This window comes from Halanaerobium saccharolyticum subsp. saccharolyticum DSM 6643 (assembly GCF_000350165.1).
GTDB lineage: Bacteria > Bacillota > Halanaerobiia > Halanaerobiales > Halanaerobiaceae > Halanaerobium > Halanaerobium saccharolyticum.
Map to the genome: position 1 here is coordinate 40064 of NZ_CAUI01000023.1, position 25426 is coordinate 65489.

General features: G+C 31.8%; 25 protein-coding genes. 1 reads left to right on the forward strand and 24 read right to left on the reverse strand.

The window, feature by feature from the left end; genetic code table 11:
• Positions 1–16: 16 nt before the first annotated feature.
• The 23 genes from recO to lepA form a co-directional block, all read right to left on the reverse strand.
• The gene (recO, locus tag HSACCH_RS10350; protein WP_005489708.1) at positions 17–781 is read right to left on the reverse strand and encodes a DNA repair protein RecO; all 765 of its coding nucleotides are present in this window, start codon (positions 779–781) and stop codon (positions 17–19) included.
• Positions 782–797: 16 nt separating this feature from the next.
• Positions 798–1481: a deoxyribose-phosphate aldolase gene (gene deoC / locus HSACCH_RS10355; RefSeq protein WP_005489709.1), complete on the reverse strand. Its 684-nt coding sequence runs from the start codon at positions 1479–1481 to the stop codon at positions 798–800.
• Between the two features lie 84 nt (positions 1482–1565).
• The gene (gene era, locus HSACCH_RS10360) at positions 1566–2447 is read right to left on the reverse strand and encodes a GTPase Era (RefSeq protein WP_005489711.1); all 882 of its coding nucleotides are present in this window, start codon (positions 2445–2447) and stop codon (positions 1566–1568) included.
• Positions 2437–2856 (reverse strand): cytidine deaminase, encoded by a 420-nt coding sequence (locus tag HSACCH_RS10365; protein WP_005489717.1) that lies wholly within the window; start codon positions 2854–2856, stop codon positions 2437–2439. Before HSACCH_RS10365 ends, era begins: the two co-directional genes overlap by 11 nt.
• A gap of 31 nt (positions 2857–2887) precedes the next feature.
• A complete protein-coding gene (locus HSACCH_RS10370; protein WP_040477528.1) occupies positions 2888–3976 on the reverse strand; it encodes a DUF3048 domain-containing protein in 1089 nt (362 codons plus the stop codon).
• A 21-nt stretch (positions 3977–3997) separates the two neighbouring features.
• Entirely contained in the window at positions 3998–5254 is a 1257-nt protein-coding gene (locus tag HSACCH_RS10375) for a hemolysin family protein (RefSeq protein ID WP_005489720.1), read from the reverse strand.
• A 30-nt stretch (positions 5255–5284) separates the two neighbouring features.
• Positions 5285–5986 (reverse strand): diacylglycerol kinase, encoded by a 702-nt coding sequence (locus tag HSACCH_RS10380; RefSeq protein WP_005489722.1) that lies wholly within the window; start codon positions 5984–5986, stop codon positions 5285–5287.
• Between the two features lie 8 nt (positions 5987–5994).
• Positions 5995–6426, reverse strand: coding sequence for an rRNA maturation RNase YbeY (gene ybeY / locus HSACCH_RS10385; protein WP_005489724.1), 432 nt, complete (start codon positions 6424–6426; stop codon positions 5995–5997).
• Positions 6419–8677 carry an HD family phosphohydrolase gene (locus HSACCH_RS10390; RefSeq protein WP_005489725.1) on the reverse strand — a complete coding sequence of 753 codons (2259 nt, stop codon included), beginning with the start codon at positions 8675–8677 and terminating at the stop codon, positions 6419–6421. Before HSACCH_RS10390 ends, ybeY begins: the two co-directional genes overlap by 8 nt.
• A 2-nt stretch (positions 8678–8679) precedes the next feature.
• On the reverse strand, positions 8680–9639 hold the full coding sequence (locus HSACCH_RS10395) for a PhoH family protein (RefSeq protein ID WP_005489728.1): 960 nt from the start codon (positions 9637–9639) through the stop codon (positions 8680–8682).
• Between the two features lie 116 nt (positions 9640–9755).
• The gene (locus tag HSACCH_RS10400; protein WP_160162754.1) at positions 9756–10097 is read right to left on the reverse strand and encodes a hypothetical protein; all 342 of its coding nucleotides are present in this window, start codon (positions 10095–10097) and stop codon (positions 9756–9758) included.
• A gap of 126 nt (positions 10098–10223) precedes the next feature.
• Complete coding sequence (gene floA / locus HSACCH_RS10405) at positions 10224–11210, reverse strand: flotillin-like protein FloA (RefSeq protein ID WP_005489732.1); 987 nt, start codon at positions 11208–11210, stop codon at positions 10224–10226.
• A 3-nt stretch (positions 11211–11213) separates the two neighbouring features.
• Complete coding sequence (locus tag HSACCH_RS10410) at positions 11214–12497, reverse strand: NfeD family protein (RefSeq protein WP_005489733.1); 1284 nt, start codon at positions 12495–12497, stop codon at positions 11214–11216.
• Between the two features lie 62 nt (positions 12498–12559).
• Positions 12560–13009 (reverse strand): GatB/YqeY domain-containing protein, encoded by a 450-nt coding sequence (locus tag HSACCH_RS10415; RefSeq protein WP_005489734.1) that lies wholly within the window; start codon positions 13007–13009, stop codon positions 12560–12562.
• Between the two features lie 68 nt (positions 13010–13077).
• On the reverse strand, positions 13078–13422 hold the full coding sequence (locus HSACCH_RS10420; protein WP_005489735.1) for a histidine triad nucleotide-binding protein: 345 nt from the start codon (positions 13420–13422) through the stop codon (positions 13078–13080).
• 111 nt (positions 13423–13533) lie between these two features.
• Positions 13534–14844: a tRNA (N(6)-L-threonylcarbamoyladenosine(37)-C(2))-methylthiotransferase MtaB gene (mtaB, locus tag HSACCH_RS10425; protein ID WP_040477453.1), complete on the reverse strand. Its 1311-nt coding sequence runs from the start codon at positions 14842–14844 to the stop codon at positions 13534–13536.
• The gene (locus tag HSACCH_RS10430) at positions 14837–15598 is read right to left on the reverse strand and encodes a 16S rRNA (uracil(1498)-N(3))-methyltransferase (protein ID WP_005489737.1); all 762 of its coding nucleotides are present in this window, start codon (positions 15596–15598) and stop codon (positions 14837–14839) included. Before HSACCH_RS10430 ends, mtaB begins: the two co-directional genes overlap by 8 nt.
• Before the next feature lie 59 nt (positions 15599–15657).
• Positions 15658–16782: a molecular chaperone DnaJ gene (gene dnaJ, locus HSACCH_RS10435; RefSeq protein ID WP_005489738.1), complete on the reverse strand. Its 1125-nt coding sequence runs from the start codon at positions 16780–16782 to the stop codon at positions 15658–15660.
• Positions 16783–16888: 106 nt separating this feature from the next.
• Positions 16889–18769 (reverse strand): molecular chaperone DnaK, encoded by a 1881-nt coding sequence (gene dnaK, locus HSACCH_RS10440; protein WP_005489739.1) that lies wholly within the window; start codon positions 18767–18769, stop codon positions 16889–16891.
• Positions 18770–18861: 92 nt separating this feature from the next.
• Positions 18862–19506, reverse strand: coding sequence for a nucleotide exchange factor GrpE (grpE, locus tag HSACCH_RS10445; RefSeq protein ID WP_005489740.1), 645 nt, complete (start codon positions 19504–19506; stop codon positions 18862–18864).
• 5 nt (positions 19507–19511) lie between these two features.
• Positions 19512–20558, reverse strand: a complete 1047-nt coding sequence (gene hrcA / locus HSACCH_RS10450) for a heat-inducible transcriptional repressor HrcA (RefSeq protein ID WP_005489741.1) — start codon at positions 20556–20558, stop codon at positions 19512–19514.
• A gap of 98 nt (positions 20559–20656) precedes the next feature.
• Positions 20657–21880, reverse strand: coding sequence for a radical SAM family heme chaperone HemW (gene hemW / locus HSACCH_RS10455; RefSeq protein WP_040477456.1), 1224 nt, complete (start codon positions 21878–21880; stop codon positions 20657–20659).
• A complete protein-coding gene (lepA, locus tag HSACCH_RS10460) occupies positions 21873–23660 on the reverse strand; it encodes a translation elongation factor 4 (RefSeq protein WP_005489743.1) in 1788 nt (595 codons plus the stop codon). The genes hemW and lepA overlap by 8 nt, the downstream gene beginning before the upstream one ends.
• 296 nt (positions 23661–23956) lie before the next feature.
• Between lepA and rpsT the strand changes: the two genes are divergently transcribed.
• On the forward strand, positions 23957–24217 hold the full coding sequence (gene rpsT / locus HSACCH_RS10465; RefSeq protein WP_005489744.1) for a 30S ribosomal protein S20: 261 nt from the start codon (positions 23957–23959) through the stop codon (positions 24215–24217).
• A 124-nt stretch (positions 24218–24341) separates the two neighbouring features.
• Here the strand turns inward: rpsT and holA are convergent, their stop codons facing one another.
• Entirely contained in the window at positions 24342–25349 is a 1008-nt protein-coding gene (holA, locus tag HSACCH_RS10470; RefSeq protein ID WP_005489745.1) for a DNA polymerase III subunit delta, read from the reverse strand.
• Between the last annotated feature and the right edge of the window lie 77 nt (positions 25350–25426).

The window sequence follows — 25426 nt, forward strand, 5'->3', positions numbered from 1 at the left end:
CAAGGCTAAATTTTAATTAATTATTCATTTTCCTTATTGTGTGAAGAAAAGTTAATGATTTAGGTTTTAAGTCAAGATGATAAATTAGAAATTTTTCTGTTATTTCATTAATTTTTTCTAGTATATTTGCTGAGAATTGAGCTGCTTTTAATTGAGATATTTCTGCAAAAGTCACCTTATATAAAGCTCTCATTTCATTTAAAGAAAAAAGAGTATATTTATTATTATTGTTAAAACAATTTTTGCAAATTGATCCCCCCTCTTCCACACTAAGAGGAGTTGATCCATTTAAATTAACTTTTTCTCCACAAACTGTACAGCTCTCAATCTCTGGTTTTACTCCTAATAAAAGAAGTAATTTTGCCTTAAAAACGGTTAAATAAAATAATAATTCTTCTCTATCTGCCTGGGCCATTTTTTCTAAAATAATAACTAAAAGTGAAAAAAGAGCCTGATCAGCTTCATCTTCCAGCCCGGCCCGTTCTATATATTCGGAAACAACACTGGCATAAGCCATATAGTCTAAGTCTTCTCTTAACTTAGAGTTCATAGCTATAGACTCAATATGATTTATTTTAGCCAGTGATTTCCCTTGATATAAAATAAAATTATGGTAACTAAATGGCAGCACAAGTCCGGAACGAGATTTATTTCCTTTCCGGGCTCCTCTAGCTACTGCCTTTAATTTACCTTTTTCTCTGGTATATAAAGTTATCAGGCGATCTGACTCACCTAAATCAAATTGTTTTAAGACTAATGCTTCTGTCTCAAAAGTTGCCACTTAATTCAACTCCCAATTATTCCTCATCATCTGTTACAATAGTAACACCAGAACTTGCACCGATACGATTAGCACCTGCATCAAGCATTTCTAAAGCCTGCTCGAAGTTTTTAATTCCTCCAGATGCTTTAACTCCTACATCTCTTCCAACAGTTTTACGCATTACACCAACATCTTCAACTCGAGCACCATAATCACCAAAACCAGTTGAAGTTTTAACAAAGTCCACACCGGCATCTTTGGCAATTTCACAGGCTTTTACTATTTCTTCTTCATCTAAATAACAGCATTCTAAAATAACTTTTACTATAATGTCAGAACTGACACCTGCTTTTTTAGTAGCATCTACAACAGACTTTATGTCAGCTTTGAAGATCTCGTAAGCACCTGATTTAAAGGCTCCAATGTTCATTACCATGTCAATTTCTTGTGCACCATTTTTAATGGCATTTCTAGTTTCATATGATTTCACTTCTGTTGCGTTTGCCCCTAAAGGAAAGCCCACTACTGTACACACTTTAACTGAACTTTCTTCTAATAATTTTGCAGCTAGCGGAACATATATTGGATTAACACATACTGAAGCAAATTCATGCTCTTTTGCTTCCTCACACAACTTTTTAATATCATCCACAGTTGCAGTTGGACTCAAATTAGTATGGTCAATCATTTTAGCCATATCACGAGGTTTGATCGCCATTTTAAAAACCACTCCTTAAATTCTTATATTTTTGCTTTGTCAATATTAATATTCTACAAACTTTGTCATAGTCCTGCAATAAATTTATTTATAACCCATTCTTTTGAGTAGATTATCTTTTTCACGCCAGTCTTTTAAAACCTTAACCCAAAGGTCAAGATAGACTTTAGTCTGCATTAAATCTTCAATTTCTTTTCGAGCAGAACTCCCAATCTTTTTTAACATCTTACCATTCTTACCAATAATAATTCCTTTATGAGATTTCTTTTCTACATAAATATTAGCTCTGATATAATAATCATCGTTATCTCTTTCTTTAACTTCTTCAACTAATACTGCAACCCCATAAGGAACTTCTTCTCGAGTTAAATAAAATATTTTTTCTCTGATCATTTCCGCAAACACAAATCTTTCTATTTGATCTGTTATCATATCCTCAGGATAGTACTGAGGACCCTCAGGCAAATTACTAAATATTTCTTTTAATAAATTATCTGTATTTCTATTATTTAAAGCAGATATCGGAATAACTTCTTTACCTACTTTTTGACTATAATCTTTTTGTTTTTTTATTAATTCTTTATTCGATATTTTATCAATTTTATTCATAACATAAAGAATTTCTTGATCACTATTTTTAATCTGATTATAAATTAATTGGTCATTTTTGCCCCAGTAAGTGCTGCCATCTAAAATGAAAATTATTACATCTATTCCATCAAGACTGTTATAAGCTTCGCCCTGCATAAATTTATCCAGTTCATTCCGTGGTTCATGAATACCTGGGGTATCGATAAAAATAATCTGTCCGTCATTTTCTGTATGAATTGCTTTTATGCTATTTCTTGTTGTCTGTGGTCTGGGAGATATAATATTAATTTTTTCTCCAACTAATGTATTAACAAGTGTTGATTTACCAACATTTGGTCTACCAATAACTGTTACAAATCCCGATTTATAGCTCATTATTTTTCACCATATTATTTTTGCTAAAAGCACCAGGCAATAATTCTGTACTGGTCATTGTTACTTCTTTACCATCTTCAGTCATCATAATTATTTCAATTTCTCCATCAGCAAATTCCTGAATAACCTGACGACAGGCTCCACATGGAGGTACAGGGTTTTTAGTAGAACTAACTAGTAACAAAGCTTTAATTTTACGCTTTCCTTTTGAAACTGCTGTAAATATAGCAGATCTTTCAGCACAATTTGTTAGGCTAAAAGATGCATTTTCAATATTTACTCCTGTATAGATTGAACCATCTTCAGTTAAAACTGCTGCCCCCAAAGGGAATTCTGAATATGGTACATAAGCATTTTTTTGTGCTTTTTTTGCTTTTTCAAACATTTTTTCTTTAATTTCTTGATCCATTACTAACACCTCACACTATTACTTAATAATTTTAATAATTAATATCAGTTCCATTTGGAACTACTTGAATCCATGTCTGTCCGGGGTTAATTTCTATTTCATCACCAGAAGAATTTAAATAAACAATCCTCCCATTACGTCTTTCCCATTTACCTTTGATAACAATTCCATCTCTAAATAAATGCATCTCACCACCAGATTTTAGATCTATCTCCTGTCTACCAACATCATCTATAGTAGAAGTTTTAACATGTTGAACTATTATATTCTTTGCTTTTAACTGTTCATCACTTTCTACCAAATGAGGATTTGTTTTATCATTTAAAAATCTTAAATAATTATTGTCTAAACTGTCATATTCATATATCACTGAATATGAGCCCCAATAATCAATTGTTATATTTTCTGCTTTTTCGAAATCACTAATAATTGAAGCAGTTAAAAAATCAAATTGTTCCTGGTATTCTTTCTCAGAAAGACTGTCTAAATAATTTTTTAAGGGTTCTCGGCCAGAATACAGATTATGTGGTGCTAATCTTTTGCTGCTCCTCCAAAAATATTGACTCTTATAAAGTTGATCTAAATGTAAAACATCATTAACAGCTAGCAGTGCAAATCCTCGGGGGCTGGCCCCAGCGTGGATAAATAAAGAGTCATAAAACTGTGAAGTCTCAATTAAAGCTGGTCTAGCACTTCTTATTGGACCCATTTTCTCTGGTACTTTAGGCCAAAAAATTGCTAAAAACCTTGTTATTCCACCTTCTAACATAAATTCATATATTATTTCAGCCTGATCCAGGCCACTTTGTGGTCTGGCAGCAGGTGAATTCTCTATTGAAACAGCGACTGCTCGTTTATAATAGATATCATCAATTCCTAATCCTGTAAATGGTGACATCATTTTATAATCATTTTCGTAATTTGTAGTTTCTGGTATTTCCTCTTCATATTCTTCTTCAATATTTTCTATTTCTTCTTCTCTTTCTTTTTCGCTTAATTCTTCTTTTTGGGTAATTTCTTCATTTTCTTCTACTGGTTGTTCCCCACCAAAGCTGCAGGCAGTTAAAAGCATTAATGTTATAAACAACAGAGTTAGTAATACATATAACTTTGATTTCATCATTTCACCTCTAAACAATTATTACTCTTCCTCAAATTTTATAGATTGATCACTTATCAGTTTAATTTTTCTAATTCTATTATCAATAATGCTTTCAATAATAAAAGTCATGTCTTCTAATTCTAATTTCTCTCCTTTTACTGGTAATCGATTTAAATAATATAAAATCAAACCGCTTACTGTCTCATAATTATCGCTTTCTATTAATGGTTCTTCTAAATATTTATTCAATTCTTCAATATCAACTCTGCCATCAAGCATTAATGTAGTATCATCAACTACTTCTATATAGCTTTTTTCTAAATCAAATTCATCCTGAATATCTCCAACAATTTCTTCTAATAAATCTTCAATTGTAATTAAACCAGAAGTGCCACCATATTCATCTACAACGACTGCCATATGTTCTTTTCTTTCCTTCATTTCAGATAATAATTGATTAATTGGTTTTCCTTCTGGAATAAAATATATAGGTTTAACAAACTGTTTAATATCAACATCTCCATTTTCCTTTAATAATAATTCTAATAAATCTTTAATATATATCAAACCAATAATATTATCAATTGATTCTTCAAAAACCGGAATTCTGGAATGACCTTTTTCTACTCCCATTTTTATTAACTCAGTTAAAGATGCATTTTTTTCTATACATACCATATCAATTCTTGGTATCATAATTTCCTTAACTAAAGTATCATCAAACTCAAATACACTCTGAATCATTTCCTGTTCGGTCTCTTTAATTACACCCTCTCTTTGACTTACATCAACAAAGCGCCTTATTTCTTCCTCACTTAAAAAGGCAGAAGAAATCAAACTTTTATCTTTAACAAAAAGATTAACAATTTTAGTAAAAAGATAAATAAATGGTGATAAAATTATCTCTAAATAATATAGAGGAATTGAGGCTGCTTTTGCATAATCAATTGCATGATTATTTCCCAAAGATTTAGGTGTTATTTCACCAAAAATCAAAATCAATAAAGTTACTACACCAGTTGCAATTCCTACTCCCTTACTTCCAAATAACTCAATAGATAAAGCAGTAGCTATGGAGGAAGCTGCTATATTAACTAAATTATTACCGATAAGAATTGTAGTTAATAATTTAGTTTGATTATGCAATAATTTATCAACTCTTGCTGCATGTTCATCTCCCCTTTGAACTTTTTCCTTAATTTTAATTCTATTAACAGACATAAATGCTGTTTCCGAACCGGAAAAAAAGGCAGATAGAAATATTAATATAAATAATGAACTTAACTCTAAATACATTTTAAATCTCCTCCACAGTCAACTAAATAATCAAATTCTAAAAAAATAAAAAATTAAAATTGTAATGGTACTACCAAGTAAAGCACCTAAAACTATTTCTTTTAAGGAATGGGTTCCAGCTTCTAACCTGCTCTGAGCAGTTAAAAAAGCAAGTATAAGTGTCAAAGAAAATGCAATTAAACTTTCAGTTAAAAACCAAATAATCAAGACCACAGATGTTGCAAGAGCACTATGACCACTAATTATTCCACCTCTTAAGGGTGTACCACTGCTAAATATTGATTTTAAAGTAATTACTAGAATAAATATCAAAAATAAATTGATAAAAATTAAATGAAGGGGCTCATGTCTTAGATTAAATATTAAATTTAATGATAATTCCTGCGCTTTTTTAAAAAACACCAAATAAGCAATAAAAATTGCATTTCCGGCTGCAACTACTACTGCTGCAGCGCTTATATTCTTAGCAATTCTTGCTTTAAAACTATAGTCCTGGGTCAGAATATCAATTATTATTTCTACAGCAGTGTTAATTAATTCAGCAAAAATAACAAGCGAAATTGCTATAATAACCAATGATAATTCTACCCTACTTAAATCAAATAAAAGACTAAAAGATAAAACAAAAATTGCAGCCGTTAAATGAATCCACATATTTTTTTGGGTTCGAATTGCATGAATTAAACCAGCAATTGCATGATTAAAACTCTCTATTGTTTTAAGAATCCACATTTTGACACCTAATCTCTACTTATACCCAGTTGAGTTAAAACTCTTTCTTCTTTCTGCCGCATTTCATTCTTTTCTTCTTCACTATGATGATCATAACCAAATAAATGCAGCATTCCATGTACAGTTAAGTAAGCAAGCTCTCTTTTTAAAGAATGAGCATATTCTTCTGACTGCTCTGCAGCACGCTGAGCTGAAATAATAATATCACCAAGCATTTCATCATCGATAGGAAACGACAGTACATCTGTAGCCTCATTTTTATCTCTATATTTATTATTGAGTTCTTTTATCTGCTGATTACTAACAAACGCAATGCTTACTTCTCCCCCACTATAACCTTCCAATTCAGCAGCAGTTATAATTACTTTTTCTAAAAGGTCAAGTATATCGTCTTGAATATTGATATCATCCTGTTGATTATTAAATTCTACATTAAGCACTATTATTACCACCTTTCATTTCTTTAAGTAGTTTTTCTGGATATTCTACTCTTTGATGATAAATACCAGTTAAAACTTTAACAAAACTTTTAACTATTGTATCTAAATCACTTAAAGTTAAATTTGATTGATCAAGCTGATTTTCTATTAATTTATCTTTTACCAGACCTCTAACAAAACCCTCAATTCTGTCATGATTATTTTTGTTAAAGTTTTTAGATCTTAAAGCAGCTTCTGTAATATCAGCTAACATAATGATTGCTGCTTCTCTACTTTGAGGCTTAGGTCCATCATAACGAAAATCTTTTTTTTCAATGTCATCATGCTTATTATCCTGTAAAGCCTGCTGATAAAAATATGATATTAAATTAGTACCGTGATGCTGTTTAATAATATCTATAATCTTAGACGGCAAGGCGTTTTCTTCAGCCAATTCTACCCCGTCTTTAACATGTGACTTAATAATTAGTGCACTTAAATTAGGAGATGTTTTATCATGAGGATTTTCCCCTCCAAATTGATTATCAGAGAAAAAATAAGGTCTTTTCAATTTACCAATATCATGATAATAAGCAGCAGCTCTTGCTAATAGTGAATCAGCCCCTACATCTTCGGCTGCTGTTTCAGCCAAATTACCAACTATTACACTGTGATGATAAGTACCCGGTGCTTCAACAAGCATTCTTTTTAAAATCGGTTGACTGGGATTTGAAAGTTCTAATAATTTTACAGAACTTGTCATATCAAATAAATCCTCTAGATATGGCAATAAACCATTCGCTAAAACCCCCACTAAAAGACCATTAACAATTCCGCCTCCAATTGACCAGATTAAATAAACCCAATCTTGGTTTTGCTGGAGTAATGAAAGACCTCCTATTAAAAACACTAATATAAAACTAACATTTAAACCAGCTCTAATAATATCTCCACGCTCTTTAACTTTTGTTACACTAAAAATACCAATTAAACCAGCTAAAAAGGATGTAAGAACTATATTAAAATTCATATCATAGATAGGTGCAATCAATAAACTGATAAATAATGTGGTAATTAAGGCTGTATCACTACCAATCAAGATAGTTAATAGTATGGAAGCCATAGCAGTTGGTACCATATAATTTACAAAAGGATTATGAAATAAAGTCAGAATTTTAGCTAGAACAACAACTGTTAAAATTAAAAGTTCAATTAACAGCAATTTGCTGTTATCCTGCCAGATATCTTTTTGATATTTATAAAAATAAAAACCCAGTATTATAATTAAAATAAAACTAATTATTATTCTCCCACTAATGTTGTAATAATTAATTCCACCTTTTTGCAGTCCCAACCGTTCTAAAACCTCGATATCAGCATCAGTAACAACGTCACCTTTACGAACAATAATTTCACCCTGGCGTACAGTTTTCTCGACAGCCTCAACATCTGAGATAGCTTCTTGACGTCTATTTGCAGTTGCTTCTTGGTTCAAAAACATATTAGCAGCAATAACTTTATTTAAAATTTCTGCTAATATTAATCTTTTATTCCTTGAAATATCCATTTCCATCGTGTTTTGACGAAGATCTTGACGTGCTGTTCCAAGATCTGATGGTAAGATTCTGCTTTGTAATTTAGCCTGCAAAAGATTTATTGATCTATTTTTAAGATCATTTAATTCATCATTATTTAACCTGACTAAATTAGCTAAATTTTCACTGCTGATTTCAAAGTCTAAATCACCATCTATTAATTTAACTATCTCATTTACTTCAGCTTCAGTTAAATTATCTATTTCATTTTGACTTATAACTTTTTCTTTAGGACTTTCATTATTTTGATTATCTTCTAAAACTGTGTCATTTTGCTGAAAATTTTCTTCTGCTCCTAAATCAACTTTATTGTAATAGAAAAATTGTCTTTCAGATCTTACAGTATCAAATAAGTTATTAACCTTATTTAAAACCTCTTCTTCTACAGTGCTATCTTCTTCGTATACTCTTGGAGCTGTATCCGCAGCTCTCTGTCGCAATTCAGAAGTTCTAGCTTCATCAATAAATCTAATTGTTCGCGGGGCGGTAATATCACTTTGGCTAACCTGTCCTGCTCTCAAATCAACCTGATTAGGAATCAGATCAAGGCTTAAAGTTAGAGCAATTAGAATAAAGAAAATCACTGCCCAAATAATCTTATAGGTATTAGATGAAAAATCAAGATATTCTCTTCTCCATTTGCGGAGTTTAACTCTTAATTTTTTCATTAATTTCATTTTTAGTTCCCACTTTCATAACTTTCATATGCTTTAATGATTTCTTTAACAAGATCATGCCTCACAACATCATGTCTGCTTAAGTAGACAAAGTCTATTCCTTTAATATCTTTTAATATTTTCTGAACTGTTGCCAGACCAGAACGCTTTTTACTGGGAAGATCTATTTGAGTAATGTCCCCCGTGATTACAGCCTTAGAATTAAAACCGATTCTAGTTAAAAACATTTTCATCTGTTCTAAAGTAGTATTTTGTGCTTCATCTAAAATAACAAAAGAATCATCAAGTGTTCTACCTCTCATATAAGCAAGTGGTGCAACTTCTATAATATCTTTTTCCTGATATAATTTTGCTTTTTCAGGACCTAAAATATCATATAAAGCATCATATAGTGGTCTCAAATAAGGATCTACTTTTTCCTGCATGTCTCCTGGAAGAAAACCTAAATTTTCTCCGGCTTCAATTGCAGGCCTAGTTAAAACAATTCTATTTATTTCATTTTTCAATAGACTTTTAACTGCCATTACCATAGCTAAATATGTTTTCCCAGTTCCAGCAGGTCCTATAGAAAAAACAATATCTCTGTTTTTAATTGACTCTAAATAAAGCTTTTGCCCCATGGTTTTAGCTTTGATCTTTCTACCTTTATAGTTTTCCAGCACAACTTCATCATAAATTTTATCTAAATTAACAGCTGGATTCCTTTTTAAAAGTTCAGCTGCATATTTTAATTTCCTAGGTGAAAGTTCTTCTTTTGTATCTGTCAAAGAAATTAACTTTTTAATTATTTTCTCAGTTTCATTATTTTTATTATCATTATTGATTTTTATTTGGTTACCTCTACCATTTAATTTTATAGATAATATATCTTCTAACAACTTTAAATTGCGGTCATTGTGACCAAAGAAATTTTGGGCAAGCTTATAATCATTGATTTCAATAATTTTATCTGTTTGACTCAAATTATAACTCCTCCTTAATTACTTTTACTTATTTATTATATCATATTTATTTCTTTAAACAAATTTAGCGAAAAACTGCAGCCGGAGGTTGGCCACAGTTTTTTTATATTATAATATTAATTTTTTCTTAAAGCTTTAGGTTTCGATAATATTTCATTATAAATCACAACTTTTTCTACCTCACTATATTGAGAAAAAGTTTTTGCAAATGAATTGCTTTTATTAGGTTTTTTCAATTCATTTATCTGCCTCTCATCAGCTTTTTTATTTTTATTTGAGTTATTACCTCTATTTAAAATTTCTTCTTTTCTTTTGGCTAATGATTTTTTTTCTGCTTCATTAATTCTTTTTTCAACTTCTTCTTCATCATATTGATTATAGTCAAGATCATCTAAGCTATCACTTCTTTTGCCTTCTTCTCCTGCCTGATCAATTGTCAATTGAAATTTTTTCAGCAAAGTATTAATAACCCTTTTAACAATTGAAAAGATCTGAAATAAAATGAAGAAGAATATGATTAATATTGGAAGTGAAAATATTAATCCTTCCATAATCCACCTCGACTTTCAAAGCCAGTTTTAAAATTAATTTCCATTTTGTGATTCATTATCGTTTTCTGAAGCTTCGGAAATACTTGTTCTCATTTTTGTATCTGACTCTACATTTTTAAGATTTAAATAATCCATTACTCCCATATTACCTTTTTTAAGAGCTTCAGCCATCGCTAGTGGTACTTCAGCCTCAGCTTCAACTACCTTAGCTCTCATTTCCTGAACTCTTGCTTTCATTTCCTGTTCTTCAGCAACAGCCATTGCTCTTCTTTCTTCAGCCTTAGCCTGTGCAATTTCTTTATCTGCTTCAGCCTGATCAGTCTGAAGTTGAGCTCCTATATTTTTACCAACATCAACATCTGCTATATCAATAGATAAAATTTCAAATGCAGTTCCAGAGTCTAGGCCTTTGTCTAAAACTGTTTTAGAAATAGAATCAGGATTTTCTAAGACCTTTTTATGTGATTCTGCAGATCCAACTGTTGTGACTATTCCTTCTCCAACTCTTGCCAGTACAGTTTCTTCTCCTGCTCCACCAACAAGACGTTCTATATTAGCTCTTACTGTTACTCTAGCTGTTGCCATCACCTGTATACCATCCATTGCTACAGCTGTAACAACTGGAGTCTGGATGACCTTTGGATTAACGCTCATTTTAACTGCTTCCAGCACATCTCTACCAGCTAAGTCAATTGCAGCTGCTCTTTCAAAAGTTAAATCAATTTCTGCTCTTTGAGCAGCAATTAAAGCATCAACAACTCGATCAACATTTCCTCCTGCTAGATAATGAGCCTCTAGTTGATCACTACTTAAACCTTTTCCCGCTTTATGAGATTTAATCATAGGGCCAACAATTGAAGATGGAACTACCCTTCTTAAACGCATTCCGATTAAATTAAAAAACCCAACTTTTACTCCTGCAGCAGTTGCTGAAATCCATAATCCCAATGGTATAAAATAAAAAAATAAAACAAAAAATAAAATTATAGCTACTAAAATTAATATCGATAAAATTTCCATTATCTATTCCTCCTCTGATATTTTTCGAACAACAACCCGAGATCCAGAAACTGAAATAACTTTAACTTTTTGACCTTTATTTATAAAACTTCCTTCACTAACTGCATCAACTCTTTCGCCATTTAATTTTATGGTTCCAGCCGGCCTCAATTTGGATAAGGTTTCCCCTTCTTGATTAAGGTAATCTTTTTTTGATGCTGAAGAAAAATAGTTCTCAGAATTACTTTCTAAAGAAATTCTTTTCCAAAAACGACTGCTTCCAAATTTTTTAAACATTAAAATTCCAATAACTAAAGTAAAGACTACTACAGCTAATAGAACATTGATAGCAATTGAGCTATTTGGAAAAATAAAAAACAAACTTGATAAAACAGCTGCTATACCACTTATACCTGCAACTCCAAAACCAGGAATAAGAAAAATTTCTGCCAAAATCAATATAATACCAACTATAAATAAAACAACTATTCCAACACCAATTGAGCCAGTAAAAATATGACCGGCAAAAAAGATTAATAAAGTGATTATCCCAACAGTTCCTCCAAGTGCAAAACCAGGTGTTAAAGCCTCAAATATCAGAGCAGAAAAGGCTATAATTAAAAGCAATGAACTTGCATAAGGGTTACTGATAATCCCCATTATTTTCTCTAAATTAGTTTTTTCAACTGTAGTTATTTCATTTAAATTAATATCTTCTGCTGCTGCCAAATCTGCTAAAGATGAAGCAGTATAATCTGCAATTCCAACTTCAAGAGCTTCTGCTGCTGTTAAAGTTAAAAGCTTATCTTTTTCAATTATACCTTCAATTTCCATTGAAGCATCTACCATTGCCTCCGCAATTTGAGGGTTCTTATTTCTTCTTTCTGCAGTAGCAGCAAATTCTTTTCTTAAAGCCGAAATATATTTTTCTTCATTTGGCCTTGTTTCCGCAGCACCAATACTTGAGGATGGTGAAATATATAATTTTTCTCCTGCTAAAGCAATTAAAGCTGCAGCTGACCAGGCTCTACCATTTACAAAACTTATAATCTTTACCTCTGATTCTAAAATTCTGTCTCTTATTTTAAGCGCTGAATCTACAAAACCACCAAGTGAGTTAATTTCTATAATCACAAAATCAGCCTTGATATTTTCAGCCTCAGTTAAATTTTTATCGATAAAACTGAATTCTGCATTATTAATTTCACTATCTAAGTTTATATGGATAACCTCTGCTTTTACAGATGCAGAACTATATAAACTAAAACTTATAAATAATATTAAAAAAATTAAAATTATTTTTTTCATGCTGTCACCTCCAATAAAGAGGAATAAAGAAAGGGAAAACCCCTTTCTTTTTTAAATTTTATTTAATTACTAAGCTTCTCTTTTACTTTTGAACTAACCATTGACCCATCAGCTTTCCCTTTGATTTTAGGCATGATTGCTCCCATAACTTGGCCCATATCAGACATGTTTTCTGCTCCTGTTTCTTCAATGACCTGATCTACAAGTTTATCTACCTCAGCTTCTGACATCTGTTCAGGTAAATACTCCTGTAAAATTTTAATCTCATTATGAAGTTTTTCCATTACATCTTTTTTTCCTGATTTTTCAAAATCAGACAAAGAATCTTTAATCTGTTTAACCTGCTTAGCTATTACAGCTGTTACTTCCTGGTCATTTAATTCTTCTCCAGTTTCTATTTCTTTGTTTTTGATTTCTGACCTAGTCATTCTAATTACAGAAAGTCTTTCCTTATCTTTTGCTTTCATTGCTTTTTTCATATCTTCCATTAACCGCTCTTTTAATTTGCTCATTTTTACAACCCCAATCTGTGTTTAATAATCTCTTTTATCTTGTTTTTAAATTTAAAACTAAAATTTATTTATCCCGGAGGCCACTGCAATTTCCTTCCACCTAAAAGATGAAAATGAATATGATATACTGTTTGACCTCCATCGTCACCACAGTTACTAACTAATCTGTATCCAGAATCAGCTATTTCAAATTTAGCTGCCATTTTTTTAGCAACCTGATATATATGACCAACTAATTCACTGTCTTCAGACTTAAGATTATTTAAATCTGAAATATGTTTTTTGGGTACTATTAATAAATGAACAGGTGCCTGAGGATTGAGATCTTTAAAAGCTACAACTTTTTCGTCTTGATAAACAAAGTCTGTCTCCATCTCACCTGCAGCAATTTTACAAAACAAACAATCTTTCAAGAAAATCCCTCCTTTTATTTTAAATATGAAACAAAAATTCACATTTTTAAACTTGAGTTATAAATTATATTCTCTTATAATTTATATTCTCTTAAAAGAACAAAATTCCTTTTATTTTGTTATTTTACCTTTTATATGGTAAGAATCAATTGATTTCTCTAACTTAACTTTCACTAATTCATTTTTTAAATTATCTGGACCATCAACTAAAACTTTTAGATAATTATCTGTATATCCAGTTAAAAGATCTGTAGAATGATCTCGAACTTCTTCAATTAAAACCTCTTTTTCTTGACCTATAAATTCCTTTTGATAATCAAGCATTAATGCTTCATTAACTAAACGAAGTTTTTTGCTGTATTCTTTTACTAGATTTCCATTAAGCTGCTTCATTTCTGCAGCTGGTGTTCCTTCTCTTGCCGAATAGGGAAAAACATGAACTTTAGAAAATCCAATTTCTTTAACTGCTGCTAATGTTTCAGCAAAAGTTGCTTCTGTTTCACCTGGAAAACCAACAATGACATCAGTTGTAATAGCTAAATTGGGTATTTTTTTTCTCAATTCAGCTGTGGTTTCTTTAAAATCTTCTAAAGTATAAGGCCTGTTCATTGCTTTTAAAATTTTATTGCTGCCGCTTTGTAATGGTAGATGTAAATGAGGGCAGAACATCTCTTCTTCAGCAATTAGCTCCATTATTCCTTGATCAATTTCAGTGCCTTCAATAGAACTCAAGCGCACTCTCTTTAACTCTTCAAGTTCAGTTAAATCCTTCATTAACTGGGTTAAAGCTCGACTATTACCTCTATCACTCCCATAAGCCCCAAGATGAGTTCCAGTTAAAATAATCTCCTTGACACCTTGTTGGCTCAGTCTTTTAATCTCTTTTACTATATCTTCTTTTTTGCGGCTTCTTACCGGTCCTCTAGCATAGGGAATAATACAATAACTGCAAAATTGATTACATCCATCTTCAATTTTAACGTTGGCCCTAGTTGTATTTGACAATCTTTTCAATTCTAATTCTTCATATTCTTTTAATTCTTGATATTCTTTTACATCATTTGTAATTGCTTTTCCTGCCAGCATCTCTTCAGCTTTATTCAAAATTTTTGCCTTATTATTACTGCCCATAACAAAATCAATTTCTTCTATATCTCTTACTTCATCTGGAAAAGCCTGGGTATAACAACCAACGATAGCTACTATACTGTCTGGAAATTTCCTTTTTGCTCTGCGGGCAATCTGTCTTGTTTTTCGAGCTGCTTCATTTGTTACAGTACAGCTATTAACAATATAAACATCTGCTTTTTCTGAAAAATCAACAATTTGATAACCGCTGTCTATAAAAATGTCTATTACAGCTTCAGTTTCATACTGATTCACTTTACAACCCAAGGTGTAAAAAGCTGCTCTTTTAATCATCTTGATCACCAAGTTCACCTTTCTCATATAATATAGCTGTTAAAGCAGTAATTCCAGCAGTTTCAGTTCTTAAAATTCTTGGTCCCAGAGTAATAATTATAGCATCCATTTCTGCTTTTAACTGATTTACCTCTGCCTCAGAAAATCCACCTTCAGGACCAATAATTAATAAAACCTTGGCTTCAGCATCAACATTATTTTCTTTAAAAAATTGCTTTATTGAATATTTTTTTTCGTCTTCCCATAAAAGCAAAACATAATCAAATTCCTCTTTTAAATTCTTTAAATTATCAGTGCTGTAAAATTCTTTAATTTCTGGAATCACAGATCTGCCTGACTGTTTGGCAGCAGCTTCTGCAACTCTATGCCAGCGGCTGAGCTTTTTAGCTTTCTTTTTATGATTATACTTAACAATAGTTCTTTTACTTGCTAAAGGAATTAAGCCGGCAAAACCAATTTCAGTTGCTTTTTCTACTATTAAGTCCATTTTGCTTTTTTTAGGTAACCCCTGGGCCAGCCAAACTCTAAGCTCTGCTTCAACTTTTGATTTCTCTTTAGTTAATACTTTTAATTCAGCTTCATTCTCATTAAAATCAATAATTTCAGCTTCCATATCAAAACCATCACCATCAGAAAGAATAACCCTGTCACCTATATTCAGGCGCAGGGAATTTTTAAGATGGTTATAGTCATTTCCAGAAATAATTACACTTGCATCAACTTCAGTACTCTGATCTATAAAAAATCTATGCATTTTTTTCACTCCAAAATTAAGAGTTATAATTAATAATATTGAAATCAAACTTGCTAATTTCAGATATTAATTGCGTCTTTTATTTTTTTTAAAAAACTTTTATGCTCTGGGTTTATTTCTTCACCACTGATCTCAGCAAACTCAGCCAGCAGCTCTTTCTGTTTGTCATCTAATTCCTTAGGAATCATCACTTTAACTTTTATATACTGATCTCCACGTCCATAACCATTAAGATGGGTTATACCTTTGTTTTTCAATCTAAAGGTTGTACCTGGTTGAGTTCCTTCAGGAATGTCAAATTGAACTTTACCTTCTAAAGTAGGAACCTTAATCTTATCACCAAGTGTTGCCTGGACAAAGCTAATTGGAACCTCACAGTAGAGATCATCGCCTTTACGATTAAATATTTCATGATCCTGAACATCCATTATAATGTATAAATCTCCTGCTGGTCCACCTTTTTCTCCTGCTTGGCCTTCGCCAGACATTCTAAGTCTAGTTCCAGTATCTACTCCTGCAGGTATATTAACAGTTAATTTCCTCTGTTTGCGAACTTTACCAGATCCATTACATTTATGGCAAGCTTCTTCAACAATTTGACCATCTCCACCACATTTAGGACAAACTCTGCTTTGAGTGAATTGTCCAAATGGAGTCTGTTGACTGCTGCGCACCTGGCCCTGACCATTACACTCAGGACATGTTTTTACATCTGTGCCTGGTTCAGCACCACTGCCATCACAGCGATCGCATTCTTCTTCTCTGGGAATTCTAATTTCCTTTTTACCGCCAAAAGCAGCTTCTTCAAAAGAAATTTCCATTCTGTACTGTAAATCAGCTCCACGACGAGGACCATTCCTTCTACGGCCGCCCATACCGCCGCCAAAGCCAAACATATTGAATAAATCATCAAGGCCACCAAAACCACCTTGAGCAAAATCATCAAAGTTGAAATCTTGATCGTTGATACCTGAATGTCCATATTGATCATAACGTGCTCTTTTATCCGGATCACTTAAAATCTCATAGGCCTCAGAGATTTCTTTGAACTTTTCTGAGGTATCTTTTTCCTGATTCATATCAGGATGATGTTTTTTGGCAAGCTTACGATAAGCCCGCTTAATTTCTTTTTGATCGGCATCCCGGTCAACACCGAGCAGTTCGTAATAATCTTTCTTTGCCATCTTTGAATCACCTCTCTAAAAAAAAGAAAGAGAAAACAGTTATAGGGAGAGGCTCACTCTCCCTAAACTGATCTATTCTTTTCTAATTTATTAATTATAGTTTTAATTATTTCTCTTCGTCATCTACTTCTTCAAAATCTACATCAACTGTATTGTCATCTGCTTGAGAAGCTTCTGCTCCAGGCTGTGGTCCTGCTTGGCCTGCTCCTGGCTGTGCACCTGCTGCACCAGCACCAGGTTGAGCTCCTTCAGCTTGAGAATATAATTCAGAACTTAACTCTGTTAATTCATCAGTTAAAGCTTCCATTTTATCTTTAATCTCTTCAGTCTCAGCATCTTCTTTTTCTAATACATCTTTTAATTCAGCCTTAGCTGCTTCAACCTTATCTTTAATTGATTCATCAACTTTATCTCCTGCTTCATCTAAAGTCTTTTCTGTTTGATGAACTAGAGCATCTGCTTCATTACGTGTTTCAATTTTTTCTACACGTTTTTTATCTTCTTCAGCATGTTCTTCAGCATCTTTTACCATTTCTTCTATTTCTTCTTCAGATAAACTACCTGTAGATTTAATGGTAATCTTTTGCTCATTGCCTGTACCCTTATCTTTAGCAGATACGTGAACAATACCATTTTTGTCAATATCAAATTCTACTTCAATCTGAGGTACTCCACGTGGTGCAGGTGGAATATCAGTTAACTGAAAACGACCTAAGGTCTTATTATCTTTAGCCATTTTTCTCTCACCCTGCAGAACATGAATATCTACACTTGACTGATTATCAGTTGCAGTGGAGAAAATCTTACTTTTTGAAGTAGGAATTGTAGTATTTTTATCAATTAATTTAGTAAATACTCCACCAAGTGTTTCAATACCGAGAGACAGAGGTGTAACATCTAATAATACTACATCATCTACATCTCCTGCTAAAATTCCCCCCTGAATTGCTGCACCAACTGCTACAACTTCATCAGGATTAATTCCTTTGTGAGCATCCTTACCAATTAAACCTTTAACTGCTTCCTGTACAGCAGGAATTCTGGTAGATCCACCAACTAAGATAACTTCATCAATATCAGATTTATCCATTCCAGCATCTTCTAATGCTTTACGAGCTGGTTCCATAGATTGCTCAATCAAATCACTGATTAGACTCTCAAACTTAGCTCTAGTTAAATCAATATCTAAGTGTTCAGGTCCTTCATCAGTTTGAGTAATAAATGGCAGGTTAATGTTTGTCTGCTTAACACTGGAAAGCTCAATTTTTGCTTTCTCAGCTGCATCTTTTAAACGCTGAAGTGCCATCTTATCTTTCTTTAAGTCAATTCCAGTTCTATTTTTAAATTCTTCGGCTAAATGATCAATAATTCTCTGATCAAAATCATCTCCACCTAAGTGGTTATTACCATTAGTTGCAATAACTTCAAAGACTCCATCTCCAATATCTAGAATGGAAACATCAAAAGTACCGCCACCAAGGTCATAAACCAAGATGGTTTCTTCACCTTTATCATCAAGTCCATAAGCTAGAGATGCAGCGGTAGGCTCATTAATAATTCTTTCTACTTTTAAACCTGCAATCTTACCAGCATCTTTTGTTGCCTGACGCTGAGCATCACTGAAGTATGCAGGTACTGTAATAACAGCTTCTTCTACATCTTCTCCTAAATATTCTTCAGCATCTCTTTTTAATTTCTGTAAAATCATAGCAGAAATCTGCTGTGGATTATATTCTTCGTCGTTAAGTGTTACACTATAATCTGTACCCATTTCTCTTTTAATTGAAGCAATTGTCTGATCAGGATTAGTTACAGCCTGACGCTTTGCATGTTCACCGACAATTCTTTCTCCCTTTTTAGAATATGCTACAACAGAAGGAGTAGTTCTAGCACCTTCTTTGTTTGGAATAACAGTTGGCTCTCCACCTTCCATTACTGCCACACATGAATTAGTTGTTCCTAAGTCAATACCAATTACTTTACCCATTTCATATTCCTCCTTATAAAATTGTTGTCAAATATTTTTATAAACCAAATTCAATTTATAATAAAGCTGCATAAAAAGCTGAAAACCTTATTTTAACCTGCTACTTTAACCATAGCGGGTCGAATAACTCTATCATCTAAAATAAAACCTTTTTGAACTATTTCAGTTACAGTACCTTCTTCAAACTCATCACTCTCAACCCTCATAATTGCCTCATGATATTCTGGGTTAAATTCTTCTCCCAGCGCAATTATTTCTTCAATTCCTTCATCAGCAAAACTTTTTAAAAGCTGATTATAAATCATTTCTACACCTTTATAAAAATCACTTTCGTTTTCTTCTGCTTTTAAAGCACGTTCGAAATTATCTAATACAGGTAATAAACTACTACAAAGTTCAACTTTTCCTCGTGTAGTCATTTCTGATTTTTCTCGCTTACTTCGTTTTCTATAATTAACAAAATCAGCCTGTAATCTCTGTAATCTGCTTAATAGATCATCTATTTCTGCATCCATTTCTTCAATCTTTTCATCTTTTTCCTTAACTTCTTCAATTAATTCTTCCCGAGAAATTTCAATTTGAATACCATCACGTTTTGATTCGCTTTCTGCTTCTGTTTCATTTTGGGATGCAGTGTTTTCTTCTTTGATTTCCTCATTTTCTTCAGCAGTTTTATTATTTTCTGCTGCTGAATTTTCATTTTCAAGTTCAATCTCTTCTTTTTTTTCTTTGTTCATTATCATCACCCACTAGCCTTTGAAATTAATTTACCTAAAATATCAGAAATAACATCAACCGATGAAATAACACGTGGATATTCCATTCGGGTGGGACCAATAACTCCAATTTTCCCAACTGCCCTATTAGAAATATAATAAGTTGAAACGACAAGTGAACAATTTTTAATATCTTCCACTTCGTTTTCCTGACCAATCTTAATTTCAAGATCAGTACTAGAAATACTATTAATAATTTTATTTAACATTTCTTCCTGATCAAGTAGTTTAAGCATTTTCTTTACTTTTTCCAGATCATTAAACTCTGGCTGCTCTAAAATATAGGAGGTACCTCCTAAATAAACTTTAACACCGCCAGGTTCAAATGCACCTTCAAACTCATTATAAAATTGTTTAAATAAATCAACAGAAAGGTCAATTCGACTCAGCAGCTCTTTTTCAATTTCATTTAAATAATCAGAATCCAAATTAACAAGTAATTTATTTTCTAATTTATCACTTAAAAAATTATTGATATATGAAATTTTTTTGGCTGATAAATTCTGATCTAAATTAATAATTTTATTATTAACCATTCCAGTATCAGTTACCAAAACTAAGAGCAGCGAATTATCCGCCAGCTGCATAATTTCAACTTTTTTTAGTCTACTGACCTGACTTTTGGGCTCACTTACCATCGCAGTATAATGAGTCATATTGGACAACATTTTTGCCATACCAGAAATAATATCCTGTACATCCTGCAGATCCTGATATAGATCTTCAATATTTTCAATTACACCAGGAGTTTGATTTTTTTCTCTACTGACAAGCTGATCAACGTAATAACGATAACCTTTATCAGAAGGTATTCTCCCAGCAGATGTATGTGGCTGTTCTAAATAACCTAAGTCTTCTAAATCAGACATTTCATTTCTGATAGTTGCAGGACTTACATCCAGATTATATTTTTTCGCAAGTGTCCTTGAGCCAATTGGAGATGCGGAAATTATGTGTTCCTGAATGATGGCCTGCAGTATTCTCTTTTTTCTTGAATCTAATTCTTCAACCATCATTTCTCACCTCTCTTTTTAGCACTCATTGATGGAGAGTGCTAACAGCTAATAATAAAATAACATATTGTTTTTTTTTTGTCAAATAATAATTGGGTTTATTCCAATAAAAATTTAAGAAAAACTTCATTTGCCACTTCTTTTCCTCGATTTGTCAAATGAATTCTCTCATTCTCTTCAATTATTAACTTATTTTCTTTTAATTCTTTAATCTCATCTTTATATATAGATCTAAATTTCTGATCGAATTTTTTATAAAATTTATGATAAAATAAGCCTTTTTCAGTTCTTAAAGCCAAAAATGAGTATTCAGCCATTTTTTCTTTTTTACTTAAACAGTCAATTTCTCTAATTTTATTATTTTTATCTTTTTCCAAATAAATTATACTATTCTTTTGCTGAAGTTCATTAAACTCCTTAAAACTTAATCCTTTTGGATTATAATATTTTATATATTGTTCAAGGTCTTTTAAATTTTGATATCTGCAATCCCCATCAAAACCTGAAGCACCTGGCCCTAAAGCAAGATATGGCTGATAAAGCCAGTAAATATAATTATGATGCGCTCTATAACCTGGCTGTGAAAAGTTAGAAATCTCATAGTGTTGATAACCAGCAGCAGTTAAATTTTTGAGAGCCAGCTCATACATATCTGCATCAAGTTCTTCTGCAGGCAGCTTTAATTCCCCACTATTATATTTTTGATAAAAAGGAGTGTTTTCATGTATCTCAAGATTATATAAAGAAATATGAGGAGGAGAAAATTCCAGCATTGTTTTTAAATCATTCTCAAATTCCTTTAATGTCTGATCTGGTAGAGCAAAAATTAAATCAGCACTGTAATTATCAAAATAATAATCTATTAAAGCTAAAGTTTTTTTAGAATTAATGGAATTACTCTTTCTTCCAAGAAAAGATAAATGATCATCATTAAAACTTTGAATCCCAACACTTAGACGATTAATACCAGCTCTTTTTAATCTAATTATTTTTTCTTCATTTATTGAGGCAGGATTAACTTCCATTGTTATTTCAGCAGCAGGAGGAAGTTTAAATTTGCTTTTAATTTTTTTTATTAACTCATTTATCAAAATTGGATCTACTAAAGAAGGAGTACCACCACCGATATAAATAGTCTGAATCAAATTATTTTTTACTTTTTTTGATAATTCTTCTAATTCCATAAAAAGGGCGGCCCAATACTGGTCCACCCTTTTTTTAGTATATTTAATTGAATAAAAGTCACAGTAAGGACATTTACTACTGCAAAACGGAAGATGAATATATACAGCATTTGCACTCTTAAAGTTTATCTTATGCATTTTCGTCCCTTTCTAGAACTGTCATAAAGGCTTCCTGAGGAATTTCTACACTTCCTACCTGTTTCATCCTCTTTTTACCCTCTTTTTGCTTTTCTAATAACTTACGCTTACGACTGACATCTCCACCATAACATTTCTGCAAAACATCTTTGCGTACAGCAGGAATATTAACCCGAGCGATGATTTTACCACCTACTGCAGCTTGAATTGGAACTTTAAACATATGACGGGGAATAACTTCTTTCAATCTTCTTACAAGTGCATTACCTTCCTGATATGAATGTTCATCATGTACAATTGTGGATAATGCATCTACAACTTCTTTATTTACTAAAATGTCGAGTTTGACAAGCTTGGATACCTTGTATCCTTTTAATTCGTAATCTAAAGTTGCATAGCCTCTAGTTTTTGATTTCAACTGGTTAAAAAAGTCCGTAATAATTTCACTTAAAGGCATTTCATATTTCAAATTTACCCGATCCTGATCTACATATTGCATATCTTTAAATTCACCACGGTTGTCCTGACAAAGCTCCATCGCTTGACCCACATATTCTTCAGGCAGATGAACTTCTGCAATCACAAAGGGCTCTTTAATTTTGTCAATTTCACTCTGTTCAGGAAAAGCAGCTGGATTTTCTATTTTTAATTCTTCACCATTCTTTTTGATAATCTGATATTCTACACTGGGAGCGGTTATCACAAGATCAAGATCATATTCTCTTTCTAATCTTTCCTGTATAACTTCCATATGCAGCAGACCTAAAAATCCACAGCGAAATCCAAAACCTAAAGCTTCTGAAGTTTCAGGCTCAAATGTAAAGGAAGCATCATTTAACTGCAGTTTTTCTAAAGCTTCTTTTAAAACCTCATAATCAGCATTGTCAGTTGGATAAAGTCCACTAAAAACCATAGGCTGTACCTTTTTGTAACCAGGCAGAGCTTTTTCTGCAGGGTTTTTCTTTAGAGTAATTGTGTCACCCACCCGACAGTTTCTTACGTCCTTAATACCTGAAATAATATACCCTACTTCACCAGAAGTTAATTCATCTTTTTTCTGCATAGCAGGTCCAAAAAATCCAACCTCATCTACTTCATAACTTTTTTGGTTGGACATCAATAAAATTTTATCCCCTTTTTTAACAGAGCCATTCATAACTCTAACATAAGCAATTACTCCTTGATAAGAATCATAAAGAGTATCAAAAATCAGTGCTTTTAATGGCTGATTTTCTCCATTATATGGAGCTGGAACACGCTCAATAATTGCATCAAGAATCTGATCAATGTTTGTTCCATTTTTAGCACTGGCTAAAATTGCTTCATCTGGATCAATACCTATATCTAATAGCTGCTCTTTAACTCTTTGAGGATTGGCAGATGGTAAGTCGATTTTATTTATTACTGGTATAATTTCTAAATCATGCTCTAAAGCTAAATAAATATTGGCCATTGTCTGGGCTTCAACACCCTGAGCTGCATCAATAACCAAAATAGCACCCTCACAAGCAGCCAAACTTCTTGATACCTCATAGGCAAAGTCAACATGGCCGGGAGTATCAATTAAATTCAGCTCATAACCCTGGTGTTCAATTGTCACCGCTTGAGCTTTAATAGTAATTCCTCTTTCTCTTTCTAAATCCATCTTGTCTAAAACTTGTTCCTGCATTTTACGATCAGTAATCGTTCCTGTATATTCTAACATACGATCAGCAAGAGTTGATTTCCCGTGATCAATATGAGCGATTATGCAAAAATTCCTTATATTATCAGTTTGCAACAAAACTTCCTCCTTTATACTTTAATCATTTCTGAAGTACAATAAATTTAATTTACATATCAATTTAATTATATTACACTTAGAGTTATTAATCAATTTTCTTTTTTGGCAAATCCCTCTCTGCATTTAATTTAATAATTCATCACCATTTTAAATGCTAATTAATAAATCTAGTGGCTGCCAATTAACTTTTTTAATTTAGTTCTTGCATTTTAGATTACAACATGTTAAAATTGAAATGTTGCAAATTAAGTCTGAGAGTATAAATACTTACTTTTAAGAGGGGGTGAAGTTAGATGCCTATTATTAAATCTGCTAAGAAAAGAGTTAAGACTACAGAAAAGAAAACTGCTCAAAATCGCGAATGGAAAAATAGATTAAAAAATGCGATTAAAGATATGGAAAAGGCAGTTGAAGCAGGGGAAAAAGAAGCTGCTGCAGAACAGTTAAAAGAGACTAAAAAGGTCATCGATAAGGCTGTAACAAGAAATATTATTCATAAAAACAATGCAGCCCGCAAAAAATCCCGCCTCACAAAGATGTATAATAATATGTAATTTCAAATTACAAAAAAGATCTAAAAGATAGCTATCTTTTAAATTATTAAACTCATCCAAATGGATGAGTTTTTTTATTTGCTCAAAAAAATTCAGCTACTGCTAATTAAATGTTCTTTCTTAATTAATAAACAATCGATTTAATAATAATCATTTCTAGGGCTGTGTTTTGATCAGGATAATAGCCGGTTAAAAAATGATAATTGGCTCTCAGTATTTCTTCTAAAATCTTTTCTAGTTCTTTCTGGGTGAAATTGCGGCTTCTCTGCATTGCTTTTTTTACCGGATAAGGATGTTTACCCAATTTAGAGGCAATTTTTTTATTATTATTTGTATACTGACTATAAAATTTAACCTGCATTAAAAGTTCAATTTGATTTTTAAGCATTGTTAATAAATACAAAGGATAAACGCCCTTATTCAGCATCTCTTTTAAAGTTAAAAGTGCCTGAGCTGTTTTTTTATCACCTATTAAATCTAAAAAATTAAAAATCTCTTCATCTTCAATAAATTTTTCTCTACTTATAATTTCTTTAATATCATAATATGAAATCTTATCTTTCTCAGGATAACGAGTTACTATTTTTTCGATTTCACTATTTAATATTTCTAATTTATTACTAAACATATTTTCCAACATTTTGATACTTTTTTTATCAATTTTTTTATTATACTCTTTAAAATGATTAATGATCCACTTATCCAAATCACGATAGCGCGGTGTATCAAACTCCAGATATTCTACAACTTCTTTCAAAGTCAGGTAAAACTTCTTTCTTTTATCAATTTTATTAGCTGTTAAAAAAACTAAAGTAGAACTTTGATTAATATTCTCGAAAATCTCTAGCAGCTTCTCTTTTTCTCCTTTGTTTAAAGAATCTCCTTCTTCTAAATGAGAAATAATAAATCTTTTCTCTGCTCCCATCGGGGGAGTCTGAACTGCATTCTTAAGTCTTTTAAAATATTCATCACCGTAATTTACATAGGAAAGATTAAAATCTCTAATTTCTTCTGGTACAAATTTAACTATAAACTCTTTTTTGAATTTATTTCTTAAATATGAGTTCTCAGCATAAATATAATATGCTTTTTTTGGTTTTTTCTCTTTTTTTATAAAATCTTCTACATCCATTTCATTACACCTCAACAATCTTTAACTATTTATTCTTCTTATTGTAGTTTAACATATTTAAGAGCAGCTCTCCAGTC

Excerpts from the sequence above, each read along its gene's own strand:
- deoC (WP_005489709.1), bottom strand. The coding sequence starts at position 1,481 with ATGGCGATCAAACCTCGTGATATGGCTAAAATGATTGACCATACTAAT.
- era (WP_005489711.1), bottom strand. The coding sequence starts at position 2,447 with ATGAGCTATAAATCGGGATTTGTAACAGTTATTGGTAGACCAAATGTT.
- HSACCH_RS10365 (WP_005489717.1), bottom strand. The coding sequence starts at position 2,856 with ATGGATCAAGAAATTAAAGAAAAAATGTTTGAAAAAGCAAAAAAAGCA.
- HSACCH_RS10370 (WP_040477528.1), bottom strand. The coding sequence starts at position 3,976 with ATGAAATCAAAGTTATATGTATTACTAACTCTGTTGTTTATAACATTA.
- HSACCH_RS10375 (WP_005489720.1), bottom strand. The coding sequence starts at position 5,254 with ATGTATTTAGAGTTAAGTTCATTATTTATATTAATATTTCTATCTGCC.
- HSACCH_RS10380 (WP_005489722.1), bottom strand. The coding sequence starts at position 5,986 with ATGTGGATTCTTAAAACAATAGAGAGTTTTAATCATGCAATTGCTGGT.
- HSACCH_RS10390 (WP_005489725.1), bottom strand. The coding sequence starts at position 8,677 with ATGAAATTAATGAAAAAATTAAGAGTTAAACTCCGCAAATGGAGAAGA.
- floA (WP_005489732.1), bottom strand. The coding sequence starts at position 11,210 with ATGGAAATTTTATCGATATTAATTTTAGTAGCTATAATTTTATTTTTT.
- HSACCH_RS10410 (WP_005489733.1), bottom strand. The coding sequence starts at position 12,497 with ATGAAAAAAATAATTTTAATTTTTTTAATATTATTTATAAGTTTTAGT.
- HSACCH_RS10415 (WP_005489734.1), bottom strand. The coding sequence starts at position 13,009 with ATGAGCAAATTAAAAGAGCGGTTAATGGAAGATATGAAAAAAGCAATG.
- mtaB (WP_040477453.1), bottom strand. The coding sequence starts at position 14,844 with ATGATTAAAAGAGCAGCTTTTTACACCTTGGGTTGTAAAGTGAATCAG.
- HSACCH_RS10430 (WP_005489737.1), bottom strand. The coding sequence starts at position 15,598 with ATGCATAGATTTTTTATAGATCAGAGTACTGAAGTTGATGCAAGTGTA.
- dnaJ (WP_005489738.1), bottom strand. The coding sequence starts at position 16,782 with ATGGCAAAGAAAGATTATTACGAACTGCTCGGTGTTGACCGGGATGCC.
- dnaK (WP_005489739.1), bottom strand. The coding sequence starts at position 18,769 with ATGGGTAAAGTAATTGGTATTGACTTAGGAACAACTAATTCATGTGTG.
- grpE (WP_005489740.1), bottom strand. The coding sequence starts at position 19,506 with ATGAACAAAGAAAAAAAAGAAGAGATTGAACTTGAAAATGAAAATTCA.
- hrcA (WP_005489741.1), bottom strand. The coding sequence starts at position 20,558 with ATGGTTGAAGAATTAGATTCAAGAAAAAAGAGAATACTGCAGGCCATC.
- hemW (WP_040477456.1), bottom strand. The coding sequence starts at position 21,880 with ATGCATAAGATAAACTTTAAGAGTGCAAATGCTGTATATATTCATCTT.
- rpsT (WP_005489744.1), top strand. The coding sequence starts at position 23,957 with ATGCCTATTATTAAATCTGCTAAGAAAAGAGTTAAGACTACAGAAAAG.
- holA (WP_005489745.1), bottom strand. The coding sequence starts at position 25,349 with ATGGATGTAGAAGATTTTATAAAAAAAGAGAAAAAACCAAAAAAAGCA.